The sequence below is a fragment of the Maritalea mobilis genome (genome assembly GCF_004363175.1).
Classification (GTDB): Bacteria; Pseudomonadota; Alphaproteobacteria; order Rhizobiales; family Devosiaceae; genus Maritalea; species Maritalea mobilis.
This window is the reverse complement of sequence record NZ_SNYR01000003.1, coordinates 107,426-124,861: the sequence shown is the minus strand read 5'-3', so window position 1 is coordinate 124,861 and position 17,436 is coordinate 107,426. Positions and strand designations below refer to the sequence as shown.

Annotated in this window: 21 protein-coding genes and 1 pseudogene; 12 read left to right on the top strand and 10 right to left on the bottom strand. The window is 50.6% G+C overall.

Going from position 1 to position 17,436, the window contains the following annotated elements; all coding sequences use genetic code 11:
• Positions 1 to 12: 12 nt before the first annotated feature.
• Positions 13 to 324: a YkvA family protein gene (locus tag ATL17_RS13290; RefSeq protein ID WP_133573318.1), complete on the bottom strand. Its 312-nt coding sequence runs from the start codon at positions 322 to 324 to the stop codon at positions 13 to 15.
• Positions 325 to 464: 140 nt separating this feature from the next.
• On the opposite strand from ATL17_RS13290, the gene ispG reads away from it, so the two are divergent.
• From ispG to ATL17_RS13275, 3 genes are read left to right on the top strand one after another with little or no spacing between them, the layout of a single operon-like run.
• A complete protein-coding gene (ispG, locus tag ATL17_RS13285; RefSeq protein WP_133573317.1) occupies positions 465 to 1,685 on the top strand; it encodes a flavodoxin-dependent (E)-4-hydroxy-3-methylbut-2-enyl-diphosphate synthase in 1,221 nt (406 codons plus the stop codon).
• Positions 1,678 to 2,178 carry a GNAT family N-acetyltransferase gene (locus ATL17_RS13280; protein ID WP_166639042.1) on the top strand — a complete coding sequence of 167 codons (501 nt, stop codon included), beginning with the start codon at positions 1,678 to 1,680 and terminating at the stop codon, positions 2,176 to 2,178. The genes ispG and ATL17_RS13280 overlap by 8 nt, the downstream gene beginning before the upstream one ends.
• Positions 2,168 to 3,550 carry a pyridoxal phosphate-dependent decarboxylase family protein gene (locus ATL17_RS13275; RefSeq protein ID WP_133573315.1) on the top strand — a complete coding sequence of 461 codons (1,383 nt, stop codon included), beginning with the start codon at positions 2,168 to 2,170 and terminating at the stop codon, positions 3,548 to 3,550. The genes ATL17_RS13280 and ATL17_RS13275 overlap by 11 nt, the downstream gene beginning before the upstream one ends.
• Here ATL17_RS13275 and ATL17_RS13270 read toward each other — a convergent pair.
• Positions 3,547 to 4,449 (bottom strand): polyprenyl synthetase family protein, encoded by a 903-nt coding sequence (locus tag ATL17_RS13270; RefSeq protein WP_133573314.1) that lies wholly within the window; start codon positions 4,447 to 4,449, stop codon positions 3,547 to 3,549. The two genes, ATL17_RS13275 and ATL17_RS13270, sit on opposite strands and share 4 nt — an antisense overlap.
• A gap of 203 nt (positions 4,450 to 4,652) precedes the next feature.
• Between ATL17_RS13270 and rpmF the strand changes: the two genes are divergently transcribed.
• Positions 4,653 to 4,835, top strand: coding sequence for a 50S ribosomal protein L32 (gene rpmF, locus ATL17_RS13265; RefSeq protein WP_133573313.1), 183 nt, complete (start codon positions 4,653 to 4,655; stop codon positions 4,833 to 4,835).
• 61 nt (positions 4,836 to 4,896) lie between these two features.
• Here rpmF and ATL17_RS13260 read toward each other — a convergent pair whose 3' ends face one another.
• Positions 4,897 to 5,406 (bottom strand): DUF2867 domain-containing protein, encoded by a 510-nt coding sequence (locus ATL17_RS13260; protein WP_133573312.1) that lies wholly within the window; start codon positions 5,404 to 5,406, stop codon positions 4,897 to 4,899.
• Between the two features lie 153 nt (positions 5,407 to 5,559).
• Between ATL17_RS13260 and fumC the strand changes: the two genes are divergently transcribed.
• The gene (fumC, locus tag ATL17_RS13255) at positions 5,560 to 6,951 is read left to right on the top strand and encodes a class II fumarate hydratase (protein WP_133573311.1); all 1,392 of its coding nucleotides are present in this window, start codon (positions 5,560 to 5,562) and stop codon (positions 6,949 to 6,951) included.
• Positions 6,952 to 7,079: 128 nt separating this feature from the next.
• Complete coding sequence (locus ATL17_RS13250; protein WP_166639041.1) at positions 7,080 to 7,469, top strand: CZB domain-containing protein; 390 nt, start codon at positions 7,080 to 7,082, stop codon at positions 7,467 to 7,469.
• Between the two features lie 47 nt (positions 7,470 to 7,516).
• On the opposite strand, the gene ATL17_RS13245 is transcribed toward ATL17_RS13250, so the two are convergent.
• A complete protein-coding gene (locus ATL17_RS13245) occupies positions 7,517 to 7,777 on the bottom strand; it encodes a hypothetical protein (protein WP_133573309.1) in 261 nt (86 codons plus the stop codon).
• A gap of 127 nt (positions 7,778 to 7,904) precedes the next feature.
• Complete coding sequence (gene gloB, locus ATL17_RS13240; RefSeq protein ID WP_133573308.1) at positions 7,905 to 8,678, bottom strand: hydroxyacylglutathione hydrolase; 774 nt, start codon at positions 8,676 to 8,678, stop codon at positions 7,905 to 7,907.
• An 88-nt stretch (positions 8,679 to 8,766) separates the two neighbouring features.
• Here gloB and ATL17_RS13235 point away from each other — a divergent pair, with 88 nt between their 5' ends.
• The 3 genes from ATL17_RS13235 to ATL17_RS13225 all read left to right on the top strand — a co-directional run bounded on the left by ATL17_RS13235 (position 8,767) and on the right by ATL17_RS13225 (position 11,638).
• On the top strand, positions 8,767 to 9,507 hold the full coding sequence (locus ATL17_RS13235) for a class I SAM-dependent methyltransferase (RefSeq protein WP_133573307.1): 741 nt from the start codon (positions 8,767 to 8,769) through the stop codon (positions 9,505 to 9,507).
• A 108-nt stretch (positions 9,508 to 9,615) separates the two neighbouring features.
• Positions 9,616 to 10,710: a histidinol-phosphate transaminase gene (gene hisC / locus ATL17_RS13230; RefSeq protein WP_133573306.1), complete on the top strand. Its 1,095-nt coding sequence runs from the start codon at positions 9,616 to 9,618 to the stop codon at positions 10,708 to 10,710.
• Positions 10,703 to 11,638 (top strand): prephenate/arogenate dehydrogenase family protein, encoded by a 936-nt coding sequence (locus ATL17_RS13225; RefSeq protein ID WP_133573305.1) that lies wholly within the window; start codon positions 10,703 to 10,705, stop codon positions 11,636 to 11,638. The genes hisC and ATL17_RS13225 overlap by 8 nt, the downstream gene beginning before the upstream one ends.
• Positions 11,639 to 11,656: 18 nt before the next feature.
• On the opposite strand, the gene ATL17_RS13220 is transcribed toward ATL17_RS13225, so the two are convergent.
• Positions 11,657 to 12,631 carry a DUF2125 domain-containing protein gene (locus tag ATL17_RS13220; protein WP_133573304.1) on the bottom strand — a complete coding sequence of 325 codons (975 nt, stop codon included), beginning with the start codon at positions 12,629 to 12,631 and terminating at the stop codon, positions 11,657 to 11,659.
• A 104-nt stretch (positions 12,632 to 12,735) separates the two neighbouring features.
• Between ATL17_RS13220 and ATL17_RS13215 the strand changes: the two genes are divergently transcribed.
• Complete coding sequence (locus tag ATL17_RS13215) at positions 12,736 to 13,254, top strand: gamma-glutamylcyclotransferase (protein ID WP_133573303.1); 519 nt, start codon at positions 12,736 to 12,738, stop codon at positions 13,252 to 13,254.
• 21 nt (positions 13,255 to 13,275) lie between these two features.
• Here the strand turns inward: ATL17_RS13215 and ATL17_RS13210 are convergent, their stop codons facing one another.
• The 4 genes from ATL17_RS13210 to ftsE all read right to left on the bottom strand — a co-directional run bounded on the left by ATL17_RS13210 (position 13,276) and on the right by ftsE (position 16,257).
• Complete coding sequence (locus ATL17_RS13210) at positions 13,276 to 13,710, bottom strand: hypothetical protein (RefSeq protein ID WP_133573302.1); 435 nt, start codon at positions 13,708 to 13,710, stop codon at positions 13,276 to 13,278.
• Positions 13,711 to 13,849: 139 nt separating this feature from the next.
• Complete coding sequence (locus ATL17_RS13205; RefSeq protein WP_133573301.1) at positions 13,850 to 14,641, bottom strand: lysophospholipid acyltransferase family protein; 792 nt, start codon at positions 14,639 to 14,641, stop codon at positions 13,850 to 13,852.
• 37 nt (positions 14,642 to 14,678) lie between these two features.
• Entirely contained in the window at positions 14,679 to 15,605 is a 927-nt protein-coding gene (locus ATL17_RS13200) for a cell division protein FtsX (protein WP_133573300.1), read from the bottom strand.
• Positions 15,598 to 16,257 carry a cell division ATP-binding protein FtsE gene (ftsE, locus tag ATL17_RS13195; protein ID WP_133573299.1) on the bottom strand — a complete coding sequence of 220 codons (660 nt, stop codon included), beginning with the start codon at positions 16,255 to 16,257 and terminating at the stop codon, positions 15,598 to 15,600. The genes ATL17_RS13200 and ftsE overlap by 8 nt, the downstream gene beginning before the upstream one ends.
• A 145-nt stretch (positions 16,258 to 16,402) precedes the next feature.
• Between ftsE and ATL17_RS17255 the strand changes: the two are divergent.
• Together ATL17_RS17255 and ATL17_RS13190 are read left to right on the top strand one after the other, a co-directional pair.
• Positions 16,403 to 16,501: pseudogene (locus tag ATL17_RS17255) on the top strand (zinc-ribbon domain-containing protein); the annotation flags it as partial.
• 12 nt (positions 16,502 to 16,513) lie between these two features.
• Complete coding sequence (locus ATL17_RS13190) at positions 16,514 to 17,404, top strand: hypothetical protein (RefSeq protein WP_246028721.1); 891 nt, start codon at positions 16,514 to 16,516, stop codon at positions 17,402 to 17,404.
• The last annotated feature ends 32 nt before the right edge of the window (positions 17,405 to 17,436 follow it).

Below are 17,436 nucleotides of genomic sequence, written 5' to 3'. Positions count from 1 at the left end.
GCTGCACATTGCCTACATGCGGCGGGACGTGCCGTTGATCGTTTTCCCGTTCGGGTCAGTTTCATGATAGTGCTGGGTGTGTGATTGTGTCGCTGTGCGGGGCAAGCGTGACACAATCCACGACACGGCGAAGGACACGATTAGAAAATCGTCAATCCAGCCGATCACCGGGATAAAATCGACAATAATGTCGAGCGGGCTGATCACATAAAGCGCGGTGAGGATGGTGAGAACCTTCAAATAGGTCGGCGTGAGCGGATGCCAAAAGGCGTGCCACAGCGTGACCAATTGACGACGAAATTGCATTAAGCGCTGAATAATCATGGCTGCCTCCCCAGTATTTGCGCATTGGCGTTATATATATGATTTAATAGATAGGTTGTTGTTGGCGATTTTCAAGATTGGGTTTGGTTGCATGGGGCGCGCAATCGGCATATATGCTTGGGGGAATTGAGGAGAATTAGATGTCCGAAGTGATACCTCGCAGAAAATCCGTTGGCGTGATGGTTGGTGATGTGCAAGTGGGTGGCGATGCCCCCATTGTTGTGCAATCCATGACGAACACGGACACCGCTGATATTGAAAAGACCGTGCGGCAAGTGGCTGAGTTGTGGCGCGCTGGGTCGGAAATTGTGCGGATCACTGTGGACCGGGATGAGGCCGCGGCAGCGGTGCCGCATATTCGTGATCGGCTGATGGCGATGAATGTGAATGTGCCGCTGGTTGGCGATTTTCACTATATCGGGCATAAGCTTTTGTCGGACCATCCAGCCTGCGCCGAAGCGCTGGCAAAATATCGGATTAATCCGGGCAATGTTGGCTTCAAAGCCAAGCGCGACACGCAATTCTCGCAAATGATCGATATTGCGAACCAGAATGATAAGCCAGTGCGGATTGGCGTGAATTGGGGCTCGCTTGATCAAGAGTTACTGACCAAATTAATGGATGAAAATGCCAATCGTGAGGTGCCGTGGAGTGCCGTGCGGGTGCAGCGTGAGGCGATTATTCAATCAGCGTTGATGTCCGCTGCACGGGCAGAAGAGTTGGGCATGGGGCGCGACAAGATTTTGCTCTCCACCAAAGTGTCCAATGTGCAGCATTTGATTGATGTCTATACAGACCTTGCACAGCGTTGCGACTATGGTTTGCATCTTGGCCTGACCGAAGCGGGTATGGGCGCCAAAGGTATTGTCGCCTCATCAGCCGCATTGGGCATTTTGCTACAACGCGGCATTGGCGACACGATCCGCATTTCGCTAACGCCAGAGCCGGGCGGCGATCGCACTTTGGAGGTGCAAGTTGCACAGCAATTGTTGCAAACCATGGGGTTCCGTCAGTTTTTACCTGTTGTAACGGCCTGCCCGGGGTGTGGCCGGACTACTTCGACCGTGTTCCAAGAGTTGGCAAAAGATATTCAAGACCATTTAACCGAATCAATGCCTGTATGGCGGGAGCAATATCCCGGTGTTGAAGGGCTCAACGTTGCGGTGATGGGCTGCATTGTGAACGGACCGGGCGAAAGCAAGCATGCCGATATTGGCATTTCCCTGCCGGGAACTGGCGAGACACCGGCCGCACCTGTGTTTATTGATGGGCAAAAAGCCAAAACCCTGCGTGGGCCAAACATTGCCAATGAGTTTAAGGCAATGGTGGCAGACTATATTGAGAAGCGGTTTGGTGGGTAAGGACGCCTTGCTCCTCGACGCTATTGTCGATCTCGATATGGCTTTGCTGAAAGAACATACAGAGGCAGCGGGAGATCGGCTTGAGCGTGACGCACACCGGCAGGCGCTGAAACAGCGTTTTGAAAGCGCAAACATCACAGATGTTTGGCGGGATAACAAATTAATCGCTTATAGCTTTATCTGGCCAAAAGACGATTGCTGGTTCGTTGGCGGCTTTGCTATCCATCCCGATCATCGCAATGCTGCAACTATGAGTGAATTGCTCATGCAGCTCCTAGAGTGCACAAATGCTAGCCCACAAGTGCATGTGGAAAGTCATGTCTATAAGGCCAACCGTCTGTCGATGGACTTTCACCAAAAACTGGGTTTTGAGATTAAGCGGGAAAATGAAAAGGGTGTTGCTTTTGTTCATCGACTAGATGTGTTGAAGCAACATCCGATTGTACGACGCGCAGCAAAGCGCGCGGACCGGGGGGAGAAATATGGATCATAAGGGCTTAAAAGAGTGGAGCAAAAAGGCAGCGGATTGGGCGCATGATTATCATGAAGGCCTGCGAGATCGGCCCGTGCGGGCCACGCTGGAACCGGGGTCGTTGCGGGATCAACTGCCCACTTCAGCGCCGGAGCATGCCGAAGCGATGGAGACAATCTGGGAGGATTTCACATCGTTGGTGCCAGATGCGATGACTCATTGGCAGCATCCGCGCTTTTTCGCCTATTTTCCCGCTAATGCGGCACCCGTTTCTATGTTGGCGGAACAATTGGTCAATGCCATGGCCAGCAATGCCTTGATTTGGCAGACAGCACCTGCCGCGACCGAGGTGGAGCAGGCGATGATGGTGTGGCTGCGCAAAGCGCTTGGCTTGCCAGATGCATTTACGGGCACCATTCACGATAGTGCCACCACGGCAACTTTATCTGCGATTTTGACCATGCGTGAGGCAGCTTTGGAGTGGAAAGGGCTTTATGAAGGGCTGTCCGCTCAACCGCGCATGCGGGTTTATGCCAGCGGAGAAACCCATTCCAGCATCGATAAGGCCGTGCGAGTGGCGGGTATTGGCCAAGATAATTTGGTGAAAATTCCGGTGGATGATGATTTGTCCATGCGGCCCGACCTGTTGGCACAGGCGATTAAAGAAGATCGCGCGGCGGGTTATCTGCCGATTGGCATTGTGCTGTGTGCAGGTGGCACATCGGTTGGTGCATTTGACAAAATGAAAGAGTGCATTGCCATTGCGCGTGAAGAAGATTTGCCGACGCATATTGATGCGGCGTGGGCGGGCAGCGCGATGATCTGCCCTGAGTTTCGAGAGCTTTGGGACGGGGCTGAAGGGGCGGATAGCATTATTTTTAACCCGCATAAGTGGCTGGGGGCGCAATTTGATTGTGCGGTGCAGTTTATGCGCAACCCGGTGGATCAGGTGCGTACGCTTGGCTTGCGGCCAACTTATTTGGAGACATTGGGCACCTCAGAAGTGACCAATTTTAATGAATGGACCGTGCCGCTGGGCCGACGTTTCCGCGCACTTAAAATCTGGTTTTTGCTGCGCGCGCATGGATTGGAAGATTTGCGTCAACGCATTCGCAATCATGTGGCTTGGTCAAACGAGCTTTATGGCAAAATTGCACAATTGCCCGGCATTGAGATGATCACCACGCCGCGCTTGTCGCTGTTTAGCTTTGCGCTAGAGGCGGGTGACGAGGCAACGGAGAAGCTGCTGCAACAGATCAATGATGATGGGCGAATCTATCTCACCCAAACGCACCATAAGGGACGCTTGGTGATCCGCGTTCAGGTGGGGCAATTTGATTGCACTCGCGACGACGTGATGATGGTGGAAAAGGTGCTGAAAGAGCTTATTTAGTTTTTCCGCTCCGCAAAATGGGTGACCAATTGTGCGAGCGGGGTTGCGCGTTCGCCAAAGGCATCCAGCAATGATAGCGCAGATTGCAGCTCTTTGCGCATCACCGCATTGGCATGATCGAGACCGTGGCTGGCAATAAGTGTGGATTTGCCCTGTGCTTCGTCTTTGCCCGCAGTTTTGCCCAGTTGTTCTGAGCTTTGGGTGGCGTCCAATATATCATCGGCCAGTTGATAGATGCGCCCTGCGGCTTCGCCAAATGAGGTGAGGTTCGTCAGTTCGGAGGGATTTGCGCCGCCCATCAAAGCGCCTATACGGACCGAAGCGCGGATCAGTGCGCCTGTTTTCATAGCGTGGATCAGTGAAATTGTTTCTGGATCATAGCCTTTGCGCTCGCCTTCAATGTCGCGCATTTGCCCACCGGCCATGCCGCCTACACCCGCGCCGTAAACCAGTTCAATCACCAATTGATTGCGCAGCGTTGGGTCAGGGTGACAATTTTCATCCGCCAGAAGCGCGAATGCGTGGGTCAGTAAGGCATCGCCTGCCAGAATGGCGGTGGCGGGGTCAAAGGCTTTGTGCACTGTGGGTTTGCCGCGGCGCAAATCGTCATTGTCCATATCCGGCAAATCGTCATGCACAAGCGAATAGCAATGCACACATTCGATGGCGGCGCCTGCTTGAATAAGATCGCCTTGCGGGTGTTCAAACAGATTTGCGGTGAAGTGCACCAGCACCGGCCTCAGTCTCTTGCCGCCATTTAATGCACCATGACGAATGGCTTCTACCAATCGCTCAGGTGCGGGCAATGGAGCGCTTAGCTGCTGCGCGGTGAGGAATTGTTCGAGAAATTGCTCAATTTTTTGAGCGGTTTCGGCCATGGCGGCATTCAGGTCAGACATAGTGCCTTTATTGCTTTGCGGCAGATTGACGGGTAAAAAGAGTACTATCGGCCTCAAATGACAAGATCAATAGTGGTTTTGTTGCGAATTAAGACTAGCCAAACGGAATAAGAACGCGTATAACCCGCGCCAACAGATTAAAGTTTGCTGATGGCGCTTGCCTTTTCCGGTGCAGGTGCCGTTTTGTTGATGGAGTTAGAACCATGGCAGTACCTAAGAAGAAAGTGTCTGGCATGAAGCGCGGCAATCGCCGTTCAGCTGATGCGTTGAAGACACCAACTTATGTTGAAGATAAAGACAGCGGCGAATTGCGTCGCCCGCACCATGTTGATTTGAAAACCGGCATGTATCGCGGTCGTCAAATCATGGAGCCACGCGACAGCTAAGTCGTTTGTGCTTTGTGCAAAAGTTTAAGCCAGTCTCCGTTGGAGGCTGGCTTTTTTGCGTTTAGTCCATAGCGCGGGCACCGCGCGTGACCATGGAGCGCACGATCATTTTGTGAAACGGCTTCACCAGAAATAGATAGCTGTGGCCTATCCAGTTGTTGCGGTGCACCCAAGTGGCGGCATAAAGCTTGTCCGGTCGATTGGGAGAACGATAAACCGATACCCGATAATCAAGATGGGTATCGTCATCTCCCATCAAAATTTCGTTTTTGTCGCGGTGGTAAATGCGGAAGAAGTTGATTAGTTCACCCGGTTTGCATTCGCCTTTTTGCGACTGATCGCCATCAAATTCGGTGCGCAGGCCAAAGGGTTGCACCAAAATATTGCGCAACACCAACAAAAATTGTGCCCATTTGGGCGGAGTCGTGGCAAAGCCACGCGCCAATTCATCAATGCTGGCTTGGCTGGCGTTTTTGCCCAGCTCTACGCTGAAACAATCAACGAAATCATTTGGGCCAATATGGTTATGCAGCTTGGCGGAAAGGGGTAAGTGGTCTGCCTTGGCACGCATGGTCTATCCTTTAAAAAATTTTGGCCGATTTAACGCCGATTTTAAATGGATGACCAGAGTAAAATTTGTCGCGGGTTGGGGAGTATTGTTGCAAAGCGCTTGAAATCATTTGATGATGCGGCAGATTTTGAACAGCACTTTAAGGAGCGGCAAATGACGTCACGTATTGAAACAGATTCTATGGGCGAAATTGAGGTGCCAGTTGACCGTTATTATGGCGCCCAGACCGCCCGGTCTATGCAGAATTTTGCGATCGGCAATGAATTTATGCCGATTGAAATTGTGCATGCATTTGCAATTTTGAAGCGTGCGGCGGCTGAGGTGAATTGTGATCTTGGCCTGTTGGCGGATGATAAGAAAGATCTGATCGTGGCGGCGGCGAACGAAGTTGCTGAGGGCAAGCTTGATGATCATTTCCCCCTCAAAGTGTGGCAAACCGGGTCGGGCACCCAATCCAATATGAATGTGAACGAAGTTATTTCAAACCGGGCGATTGAAATGGCTGGCGGCCAAATGGGGAAAAAAGACCCGATCCACCCCAATGATCACGTGAATAAATCGCAAAGCTCGAATGATACATTTCCAACAGCAATGCACATTGCTGCGGTGCAAGAGCTGGTGAAGCGGCTCAAGCCAGCCATTGTTCATTTGCGCACCATTCTTGATCAAAAAGCCAAACAATATGATGAGATCATCAAAATTGGCCGCACACATTTGCAGGATGCAACGCCGCTCAGCTTAGGGCAAGAAATGAGCGGTTGGGTGGCGCAGCTAGATTTTGCGCTGGAGGCGATTGAGGCGCAGGAACCGCAAATGCTGCAATTGGCGCTTGGGGGGACTGCTGTGGGCACAGGGCTGAACACGCATCCTGAATATGCGGAGCGGGTGGCCAACCGGATTGCAGCTCTAACTGGGCATAAATTTGTGACCGCAGAAAATAAGTTTGCCTATCTGGCGGCTCATGATGCTTTTGTGGGCATGCATGGGGCGATCAAACAATTGGCGGTTGCCGCGATGAAAATTGCCAATGATGTGCGTTGGCTTGGCTCCGGTCCGCGCTGCGGCATAGGCGAACTGAATTTGCCTGCAAATGAGCCTGGCTCGTCCATCATGCCGGGCAAGGTGAACCCAACGCAATCAGAGGCCTTGACCATGATTGCGACGCAAGTGATGGGCAACGACGCCACCATTGGCATTGCGGCCAGCCAAGGCAATTTTGAATTAAATGTGTTTAAGCCTGTGATCGCTTATAACTTCCTACAGTCCGTGCGCTTGCTGGCTGATGGGTTGAACAGCTTTGCCGATAATTGCGCTGCTGGGTTGGAACCTAATCGCGCAAATATACAAAATCATTTGGAGCAATCCTTGATGCTGGTGACGGCGCTGAACCAAAAGATTGGTTATGATTCTGCGGCAAAAATCGCCAAATATGCTCACGAAAAGGGTACATCGCTGCGCGAAGCGGCATTGACGCTCGATTTGCTGAGTGAAGTAGAATTTGATGAGATTGTGCGGCCCGAAAAGATGATCGGGCCGAAGACCTAGCGAATTTGCCCGTTGTTATCGAAATTTGCCTGTCGGCCGATGTGGGCTAATTTCCTTTTTAAGGAGCCTTTAATTAAACTAATCCACTCTTGAGCGGATTTATGTCTAGGCTTTGAAGGAGAAGGCTGTTGGCGTCGAGCGAGATATTGAAAGAAATAACAAAAGCGAAAGGGGCACATGCTGCTTGGAAGCTTAAATTGTCTGCTGCAATTGCTGTGGGTAAAACTGACTTAGACCCGAAAACAGTTAAATGCGATAACCTTTGCACGTTTGGCGAATGGCTTTACGGACCCAGCATGACGCCGGAAATTAAGGCAGGCATGCCTTACAAGGTCATAAAACGGCTTCACGCCGAGTTTCATGCTTGCGCATCATCAGTGCTCGACAAGGTAGTTGCTGGCGATTTGGATGGGGCCAAACGAATTTTTGAGACGGATTATGCTCAGATCTCAGATAAGCTTATGACGGGAATGAGCAAATGGAGCCGAGAACTCAGTTCAGAGTTGCAGCAGAGTTAGGGCGTTCCACTTCAGCAACTGAATGCTGCTATCTCATACGGTATTTTTTAAGCCTCGACCGTGCGATTGTAGCCTACAGGCATCCGCTTCACGATCCGCTCTGCATTTGCGCGGTAAGCAGATTGTGCAGCTTGGGTGCCGGGGCGTATTTGCCGACGATTTGGGTTCAGTGTCGGGCGCTGGGCCAAAAGGTGGGCAACAAAATGGGCTTCGGGCCGATAAGCATGGCGGCGGCGAGCCTGATGTGATTGAGCTTCAATCACAATCGGCGCATTTGCCAAAGCATTGCTTTCCTTCTCCGCAGCCATCAATTTGCCTACCTGTTTCAAAATGGGACAATTTTGCCCTTATTTTTCAGGGATTATGGCAGCAAATGATGGCGATATAAAGGATTTGTTAACTTTTCATCCTGTGATTTTTAACTTTTGGTTAATGCTAAAATTGATCCTTTGCCTTGCGTATTGCGGCGAATATTTCTGCCTCGGGTGCCCCGAGCTTATCGACGGCTTTTGCGATTGTGGGATCGTCCGCTCGCAAAAATGGGTTATTGGCTTTTTCAAAGCCAAGGGTTGACGGCAAGGTGGGTTGGTTTTGGGTGCGGCGTTCTTTCGCCCATTGCAGATGTTGGCGCAACGCTTGATGATCAGGCGTGAGACTAAGAGCGAAATTGATATTGTCGATCGTATATTCATGGCCGCAATAAAGCGCGGTTTCATCTGGCAAATGACGCAGCTCTTTCAGCCCGTCCCACATGGCATTGGCAGGACCATCAAACATTCGGCCACATCCGACAGAAAATAGCGCGTCGCCAGCAAATAAAGTTGGCTGTTCTTGAAGGTAATAAGCGATATGTCCACTGGTGTGGCCCGGTGTTGACAGTACGGTGAAATGACCCACGCCAAAGGGCAAGATTGCGCCCGGTGCAATGGTGGCATCATGCGGCGTGATGGCGTCCTTTTCAGAATCGGGCACAATAATTCTGGAATTGTACCGGGCTTTGATTTTTGCCAAACCGTCAATATGGTCCCAATGCCTATGGGTCACCAACACTATGTCTGGCCGCCAGTTTCGATCATCCAGAAAATTCAAAATTTTATCATCGTCCGGGGCGTCGATCATCGCCACTTTGCCAGTGGTACGACATCTGATGAATATCGCATAGTTGGTGTCGAGAACCGGCAGCATTTCAATATCAAACTTTTGCGTCATGTCGGATCCTTCAAAATTTGGCGTTGGCAATAAGGTCTGTTGGGCATTACATATATAACATGTGCGAAACTAAGTTGAACCCAGTTCCATGTCGGTAACTATCGATGATCTCATGCAATTTTACCGCTCGCCGTTGGGGCGCATCTCCCGTCGGCTTATTGCGGATACGTTGTTGCCACTGGCACCGGTTCAGGGGCAGCGGGTTTTAGGCATTGGCTATGCCACGCCTTATCTCAATCGGTTGCGGGCGGACGCAGAGCGGGTGATGGCATTTATGCCGCAGCGTCAGGGTGTGACTCATTGGCCGCATGAGGCACCGAGTCTTTCTGCTTTGGTGGACCCGTTGGAGCTGCCGCTGACAGACAGCGCCGTTGACGTGGTGATCGCCATTCACGCGTTGGAGCATTTGTTTGATTTAGAAGAATTCATGCAAGAATTGTGGCGGGTGACCGCGCCCGGTGCGCGAGTGATTTTGGTGGTGCCGCGTCGGCGGGGCTTTTGGGCCCAGCGCGATACAACGCCATTTGGGCACGGGCATCCCTTTTCGCAAAATCAATTGGCCCGCTTATTGAAAGATCATTCTTTCACCCCGGAAGTGTGGCGCGAAGCGTTGTATTTGCCGCCCTCAAATTTTGGCCCATTGCTGAAATCGGCTCGCTTGTTTGAAACGATGGGCCGTTTGTTGGGGTCAGGCCTTGCTGGGGTGATGCTGGTGCGGGCGCGCAAGGAAATGTATCCGGCGGTGACCAGACGGCGGCGCTCACCGCAATTTTCGCAAATTCCCGGCCTTGTTTCTCAACCAGCATGGCCAACGGGACATATTCGCTAAAATTCGTTCGCCCTGCACCATAAAGACCAATGAATAATAGAGTTTTCTTTGCGTCTGGCGATGGCTTTGCCTATGGTGCGCGCGGCTAATTTCTTCAGGAAGAACAAAATGTCAGACAAACCGAATGCACATCGTTCGATTATGGATATTGCGGCATATAAGCCGGGCAAATCCAAATCGCCTACTGGCCAGTCTTTGGCCAAGCTTTCAGCCAATGAATCACCATTGGGCGCCAGCCCAAAGGCCGTTGAAGCTTATGGCAAATATGCATATCGGTTGGCCGAATATCCAGATGGCAGTGCCGCAGAATTGCGCGCCGCAATTGGCGAGGTGCATGGGTTGAACCCAGATCGCATTGGTGTTGGGGCGGGTTCTGACGAGATTTTACACTTGCTCGCGCAAGCCTATGTTGGCGCAGGCGATGAGACGGTGATGTCTCAATATGGCTTTTTGGTTTATCCCATCGTGACCAAAGCGGCGGGCGGCACTTGCGTGCAAGCGCCTGAAACCAATTTGAAAGCCGATGTGGATGCGTTGTTGGCGGCGGTGACCGAGAAAACAAAAATTATGTTTTTGGCGAACCCCAACAATCCAACCGGCAGCTATTTGACCGCCGATGAAATTAACCGTCTGCACCAAGGTTTGCGGCCAGACATCTTGCTGGTGCTGGATGCTGCTTATGCGGAATATGTGGATGCGCCGGATTTTGAAGTTGGCATAGATTTGGTCAATCGCGCGCAGAATGTGGTGATGACACGCACATTCTCCAAGATTGGCTTGGCTAATTTGCGCGTGGGTTGGTTCTATGGCCCGGAACACATTCTGGATGCCTATAACCGTTTGCGTGGACCCTTCAATGTGAATGGCATTGCCCAAGCTGCGGCAAGCGCTGCGGTGAAGGATATTGAATTTACGGCAGAGTTGAAGGCCCACAACGCCAAAATGCGCGACATGTTGGTGCGCGAGTTGCAATCCAACCGCTATAAAACTTATCCAAGCCAGTGCAATTTTGTGTTGACCGAATTTGGCGATGAGCCCGGTTTTACCGCGGCGGACGCCTTTAATCTTTTGATGGAAAAGGGACTGATTGTGCGTGAGATGCATTCTTACGGTTTGCCCAATTGTCTGCGTATTTCCATAGGCACCGAAGAGCAGATGCAGCTTGTGGTGCAAAGTTTGCAAGAAATGAGTGATCATGGCTGAAAAACCATTGTTTGATCGTATTGCCATTATTGGCATTGGCCTTATCGGGTCGTCCATCGCGCGCGCTATTTTGCGCGGGAATTTAACTGACGAATTGGTGATCTCTGATCGGTCGCCGCAGCATTTGTCTGAAGCGGAAAAGCTGGAATTGGGGCATGCGTTTCATGCCAACCCATCGGATGCGGTGAAAGATGCTGATCTGGTTATTCTGTGCACGCCTGTGGGCACTTATCGCGAAATAGGGGAACAGATTGCGGCTGGCCTTAAAGCAGGGGCCATTGTTTCAGATGTTGGCTCGGTGAAAGAGCATGTGGTCAATGCGCTACAAGATGTGCTTCCCGCACACGTAGACTTCATTCCGGGCCACCCGATTTCGGGTACGGAAAAATCTGGCCCAAAGCATGGTTTTGCGGAATTGTTTGATCAGCGGTTTTGTATTTTGACGCCGACTGAAGATGCGTCGCAGAGTGCTATCGATCGCTTGAAGGCGTTTTGGGAAGCTATTGGCTCCGACGTGGAAATTATGGATGCCAAACACCATGATCTGGTGTTGGCCATTACAAGCCATGTGCCACACCTTATTGCATATAATATTGTGGGCACGGCAGACGATCTTGAAAGCGTCACAAAGTCTGAAGTGATCAAATTTTCTGCCGGTGGTTTTCGTGACTTTACGCGGATTGCCGCCTCTGACCCGATCATGTGGCGTGATGTGTTTTTGACCAATCGCGATGCTGTGTTGGAAATGCTGGGCCGTTTTTTGGAAGATCTCAGCATGTTGCAGCGCGCGGTGCGCGACAGTGATGGCGAAATGTTGGAAGGGTTGTTTACCCGCACCCGCAATATCCGTCGCTCAATTATTGATGCAGGGCAAGAAACTGACGCGCCAGACTTTGGCCGGAAGCATCATAGCGATAAAGCTGAGTGATGATTTTGGGTGCTGGCGCTAAAAGAGCGCCGGCACCATATAGATTGGGGCCATACCCACGCTGATCACGCCCGAATTGGCCATAATTGGGATGTGGTGCTTACCTTCTTGATCAGGTGCGCCGACAATGGCTGCGGCCATTGGGCCGAGCGCTGACAAATCGAACTGGCTCACAATGTTTTGTGACGATGTGCGCAAAATACCTTGCAAAAAGCCTTGCTCAGTAAGCGTGAATTCACCCTCAGCATTGAGGGCAATGTCTTGCGCTTGGATTTGGCCTAGCGGCACAATGCGGCCATCTGTTTGATATTTTTCAATGATGATTTGGCCTTTATCAGCAGCGAATTTTTGTAGCGTGGCGGGGAAAACCCAATTGGTCAGATTTTGATCCAATGTGGTGATTTCAGCCTCGAGCAATGTGTTGAGCGTTTCAACGCCCAATTGCTGACTTTGAATATTGTCGAACTTCGCATAGGCAAAGAAGCCGGTTTTTGTTTCATCATTTGCGAGCAGGTGCAGCTCGGCCATGTCGGCTTGGCCAATATCTTGGGTGCCAAATAGCTGATCTGACCAAACGGGGTTCACCAATTGCGCTGACACTCGTTTGAGATTGAGTGAAAAATCGGCGCGGGCGCTTGCTTCGGCTTTTTCAAATCGCAGCTGCTTTTGCGCTCCGGTGAACGCGTTTTGGTAGTCGATGGGGCCTTCTAAAAAAGCCAGAATATGGGTCGGGCGATAGAAGAGTGCCGTTGCTTCAATTTTGGGAATGGAGATGGCCATATCGCCAGAATTGATCTGCGCGTTAAGGCAGCGCACATCAAAGCGGAACGGAAAGCCAGAGATGCTTTGTTCCTCACACGTCAAATTGACCTCTGGGTCATTGATCGCGGTTTGAATTTGCTGATCAATTTGTTGGGCGACGAAAAACCAGCCTGCGGTGACGGCGGCGCACACCAGAAGAATCGCGGCGAGCATGATTTTGAATTTTGCCATTTTCAAATCCTAACGATGTTGCACTTGGGTGTGTGCCTTGTGTCTTTTAAGAGAAGTTTGTACATCTCAATTATGGTTTTTCAAACAGGTGATTTGGCGAATTAATGGGAAAGTGGGTTTTTGGCTATGGCTCGTTGATCTGGCGTCCGGGCTTTGATTTTTTAAGCAAGAAGCCAGCGCTTTTGCGCGGTGCCCACCGCCAGTTGTGCATTTACTCCTTCACCCATCGTGGCACCGAAGAATGCCCTGGGCTGGTGTTTGGTTTAGACCGCGGTGGCGCTTGTCGTGGCATGGCATTTGAAGTTGACCCAGAGCAATGGGATAAAACATATGCCTATCTGCATGCGCGCGAGCAGCAAAATGGGGTTTATCGCGAAACGCTGCGCCGTGTGGCGTTAGATGATGGGCGGCATGTGGATGCGCTGGTTTATTTGGCTGATCCGCGCCATAAACAATATGCAGGGCGATTGAGCCATGTTGAGCAATTAAAGTTGGTGCAGCAGGGGCAAGGCCAAGCAGGGCCGAACATTGAATATGTGGTCAACACCCATGCGCATTTGGTTGAGTTGGGCATTCAAGACCCAAGCTTAGATGCACTGGTGAACGCACTGCAAAATAGTTGAATTGCAGTGATGTGATAATGTTCAGGCAGCGTGGGGTAAATTGTGATGGGTGTTTGATAAATCCCAGCTGGCCAAGGATTGCTCGGCACTATCTACAATTTCAATGATGTAGGCTTTATCTGCCTTATTCACCACATCCAAAAATTCAGCACGATTTGGCTGGTCATGCACAAGGCTTTGGCCAGAGCCGACCCACAAAATATCTTCAGATTGCTGATTGCGTACGCAAAGCAGGCACAATTGATCGTCACGAATGCGCAAATTCTCTAGCTGGGTTGGCTTTGCAGCATAAGTTTTGCCAGAGCGGCCAACAAAGGATACAGGTTTAGCTGCATCTTCGTCGGGATCTGCATATTGGGTTGTTTCTGATGTTGTTTGCACATTCAAAGAAGAGACGTAAGCCTCTTCAGCTCCACCTTGAGTGGTTTCAAATGGATAAAGTGTCCCATCGGTCATAACGGCCTCGCAAGCTCCCCAACTTTCTCTGGCGTCGCGGTACGGAACAAAACTAGAACAAAATCCGCATTTCGTCAATAAACTTTATAGTATGGACTATATTTATGAATTGTGGCGGCAGTTTGTCAATATCTAGTAGTTATGCGGATTTGCGCTGGTCGATGCGAGACTGGAACGCTTCGGAAATGGGTAGGCTGATGCCTTTTTCCAAATCTTCGAAGATCATTTTGTCGGTTTCAGCTTCAATAACGCTTTGTAATTTCTCGTGAAATTCTTTTGCGTCCAGACCGGGTTCGATGGGTTCAAGATAGCGTGCGCGGGCTGTGCCCGGCCATAACACCAAGGAGTTGCGGGGCCAATATAGACCCGATGTAAGGGCCACAGGCACTACGGGTATGTTCAATTCCGTATATAGTTTTGCGATGCCCCATTTGTAGTTTGGCTCGGCTAAAGGCGCTTTGCGGGTGCCTTCGGGGTAAATAACGATGCGGCAATCATGCTTGATGGCTTCCTTGGATTGCTCGATCATTTGAGGTAAAGCTTCGCGCCCTTTTTTGCGGTTGACCGAAATGGTGTGGAAGTTGCGCGCCGCCCAGCCGAAAAATGGAATGTCCAAAAGTTGCTTTTTGGCAATGAAGGAAGGGCGTTTTCCTGTTGCAGGCAACAAAGCAAAAATATCCCAGTCAGACTGGTGTTTCGACGCAATAATGCATGGGCCTTCCGGCAAGTTTTCTTCACCTTCAATTTTGGAGCGAATGCCCACAAAGAGGCGGAGGAAAAACAGGTTGGAATTGTACCAAAGCCAAACGATCGGATAGCCCGAAAATTTAGGTGCGACCAAAGAATAGATGCCCATTGGAATGGCAAGGAGGGTCGTTATGCCAATAAAAAAGACATAGAAAATCAATGAGCGGATGGTTTGGACAATCATGTGTGCTGCCTATCAGATCGGATCAATGAGGCCGCGACTAAGGCGCGACCTGTGCCAAGAAGCGATGTACTGTAATGCGGGAGGTGATGCTTGTCAGCCCGGCAATGATGGCCACAACAATGATCAAGCCAAAAATGCCCAGCCAGCCCAAAGAGAATTGGCCAAAAAGCAGTTCCACCTGTTCAGCGCTTTGGCTTGGTAAGAGATAATTGGTGATGATGCCAGCGAGAATAAAGAAGATCAGCGCCGCTGCGCCGCCAACGATGCCGCCTTGTAAACCAATGGCGAAAAAGCGGGATTGGAAAGCGCTTGCAATATAACGGTCTGGCGCGCCGATAAAATGCAGCACATCAACAATTTCTCGGTTTGAGGCCATAGCGCCATTGGTGGCGAAGATAACAGCAAGAATTGTCGCTGCCATAATCAACATCAACGCCAATAGACCAGAAAACACGATGGTGCCTGACATGGCGTTTAGTTTTTGCTGCCACGCTTTATGGGTGTCGATGGTGGCGCCGGGTACGGATTGTTCCAGCTTTGCGGTTAGTGCCGCTTGATCAAAGGCATTTGGATTGGACAAATGCACAACCACCAAACGCGGCAGATCAAAGCCTTCCAAATCGAACTCATCGCCCAACCAAGGTGATAAAAGGCGCTCGCTATCTTCAATGGTGAGTTCTTTGGCGCTGCCTACGCCAGGGCTGTCCAACGCGAGCGCGATTGCCGTGCGCACATTGGAGGTCATCTCATCGCCATCCACCGGCTGCAATTGAATCGTGATTTCGCGGCCCACTTCGGATGACCAAGCGATGGCCGAATTTTGAACCAGATAAACGGCGCCAAATGTCACGCAGCTCAAAAAGGTCATAATGGCGACCAGTAAGGCGAGGGTGCGGCCCGCGATGGATGAACGCGGCACAATGGCGATTTCGGTGCGATTGCGATTTAGAAACTGATCAATCATGAATGCTCACCTCGCCATCTTGCAATTGCAATCTTGGGAAACGGAATTGATCCAGCAAATGCAATTCGTGGGTTGCAAGAATAATGGTTGTGCCCATGCGGTTGAGTTCAACAAATAAATGCAGCAAACGTTCTGCCAATTCTGGGTCCACATTGCCTGTTGGTTCGTCGGCAAGCAAAAGCTCCGGTTTGGCAATCACTGCCCGCGCAATGGCGGCGCGTTGCTTTTCACCACCGGACAATAATTCAGGGCGCGCATTGATTTGATGGCCAAGGCCCACCCAATCTAGAAGTTCTTTCACGTTAGATCGATAAGAGGCTTCCGGCTCGCCACGTACCGCTAAGGGCAATGCAACATTTTCAAAAGTGGTGAGATGGTCCAGCAGACGGAATTCCTGAAACACGATGCCGATATGCTGGCGCATCGCCATAAGGCCTTCTTTGTCTAGTCCAGAAACATCTTTGCCAAACATGTTGAGACGCCCTGACGTGGGGCGCAATGACAGCAGCAAAAGGCGCAACAAGGATGTTTTGCCCGCACCAGAAGGTCCGGTGAGAAAATGAAAGGAACCTGGGTCAATTTTGAAATTGAGATTTTTTAGAATCTCTGGACCTGTGCCGTAATGCAGACCCACATCATCAAATTCGATCACTGGCAACTCCCGAATCACTATTTGGCAACCATTTTAGCAGTGATGAAGCATTGTTTGGGTGAAAGCTAGTCCGGTTTTTTCGGAGTGTTAAGATTCTCCGGGCTAAGATGGCGTTTGAGTGTTGGAAAAGCGTCTTTAGTTACCCATGATCATCGTATGCCCAAATTGTAATGCCGAATATGAAGTGGCAGCCCAAGCTATTGGGGAATCTGGTCGTGTGGTGCAGTGCGCAAACTGTGCCGAATCATGGCGTGCTATGCAGCCGCCACCAAAGCCAAAACCGGTGGAAGTGCGCGAAGTAGAACTTGCAGATGATTCGGATGATTTTTCGCGTTTGCTTGATGATGCGATGAAAGAAGAGGGTTTAGACCCGCTAAAACGTCCAGAGAAGTCAAAAGCCGAAGAAACAGCAAAAGAAGATGCTGAAAATGCTGGCGCAAAAGTTGCTGACAGCGAAGAAAAATCTTTAGACCAAGAGATTGAAGCGTTGGATGACGGGCAGGACGCCAAAAAGGGCGGTGCCAAAAAATCTAAAGGCGCAGGCACCGATGGCACTGGTGGCAAAATTTACAATGCCGAAGATGATGATGTAATGGAATCAGCATCTTACGCTACAAGGCGGCGCACGCGTATCGACCGTATGAAGCGGGCGCGGCGGGTGGCCAAGCGCCATCGTGACATTGCCCGCGGTTTGCCGATGGCCCGCACACGGCGAATGATCACCACGACTTGTTTGGCGCTGACTGCGGTGATTCTTTTGGGGCTATTTTCCTTTAGGGTTGAGGTGGTTCGGCTTTATCCAGAGATGGCCAGCCTCTATCGTTTGTTCGGCACAAATGTGAATGTTGTTGGACTTGATTTCGCAAATGTGCGTACAATTCGGTCATGGAAGGACGGACACGAGGTTTTAAACGTGACCGGCGACATTCAAAATGTGACCAGCAAGATTGCATATTTACCCCCCATTAGGGTGGCGCTGGTTAGAGATGACGATACTGTCATTTACGAATGGAACATGACGCCGGGAGTATCCGTCTTAGAGGCAGGTGGATCATTTGAGTTTTCAACTCAATTGCTATCTCCGCCTAATGATGTGCGGCGTGTAACACTTTCATTTTTGGATTGGCAGTCAGACAAAACAAATTGAACAATTCAAAAATTAAACAGGGACGTGGGTAA

Bases quoted from the DNA above. Each gene is read 5' to 3' on its own strand.
- ATL17_RS13190 (WP_246028721.1), top strand. From the start codon at position 16,514: ATGCAGCCGCCACCAAAGCCAAAACCGGTGGAAGTGCGCGAAGTAGAA.
- hisC (WP_133573306.1), top strand. From the start codon at position 9,616: ATGTCAGACAAACCGAATGCACATCGTTCGATTATGGATATTGCGGCA.
- ATL17_RS13290 (WP_133573318.1), bottom strand. From the start codon at position 324: ATGATTATTCAGCGCTTAATGCAATTTCGTCGTCAATTGGTCACGCTG.
- fumC (WP_133573311.1), top strand. From the start codon at position 5,560: ATGACGTCACGTATTGAAACAGATTCTATGGGCGAAATTGAGGTGCCA.
- ATL17_RS13270 (WP_133573314.1), bottom strand. From the start codon at position 4,449: ATGTCTGACCTGAATGCCGCCATGGCCGAAACCGCTCAAAAAATTGAG.
- gloB (WP_133573308.1), bottom strand. From the start codon at position 8,678: ATGACGCAAAAGTTTGATATTGAAATGCTGCCGGTTCTCGACACCAAC.
- ATL17_RS13245 (WP_133573309.1), bottom strand. From the start codon at position 7,777: ATGGCTGCGGAGAAGGAAAGCAATGCTTTGGCAAATGCGCCGATTGTG.
- ATL17_RS13200 (WP_133573300.1), bottom strand. From the start codon at position 15,605: ATGATTGATCAGTTTCTAAATCGCAATCGCACCGAAATCGCCATTGTG.
- ATL17_RS13235 (WP_133573307.1), top strand. From the start codon at position 8,767: ATGTCGGTAACTATCGATGATCTCATGCAATTTTACCGCTCGCCGTTG.
- ispG (WP_133573317.1), top strand. From the start codon at position 465: ATGTCCGAAGTGATACCTCGCAGAAAATCCGTTGGCGTGATGGTTGGT.
- ATL17_RS13215 (WP_133573303.1), top strand. From the start codon at position 12,736: ATGGGAAAGTGGGTTTTTGGCTATGGCTCGTTGATCTGGCGTCCGGGC.
- ATL17_RS13260 (WP_133573312.1), bottom strand. From the start codon at position 5,406: ATGCGTGCCAAGGCAGACCACTTACCCCTTTCCGCCAAGCTGCATAAC.
- ATL17_RS13220 (WP_133573304.1), bottom strand. From the start codon at position 12,631: ATGGCAAAATTCAAAATCATGCTCGCCGCGATTCTTCTGGTGTGCGCC.
- rpmF (WP_133573313.1), top strand. From the start codon at position 4,653: ATGGCAGTACCTAAGAAGAAAGTGTCTGGCATGAAGCGCGGCAATCGC.
- ATL17_RS13205 (WP_133573301.1), bottom strand. From the start codon at position 14,641: ATGATTGTCCAAACCATCCGCTCATTGATTTTCTATGTCTTTTTTATT.
- ATL17_RS13275 (WP_133573315.1), top strand. From the start codon at position 2,168: ATGGATCATAAGGGCTTAAAAGAGTGGAGCAAAAAGGCAGCGGATTGG.
- ATL17_RS13225 (WP_133573305.1), top strand. From the start codon at position 10,703: ATGGCTGAAAAACCATTGTTTGATCGTATTGCCATTATTGGCATTGGC.
- ATL17_RS13210 (WP_133573302.1), bottom strand. From the start codon at position 13,710: ATGACCGATGGGACACTTTATCCATTTGAAACCACTCAAGGTGGAGCT.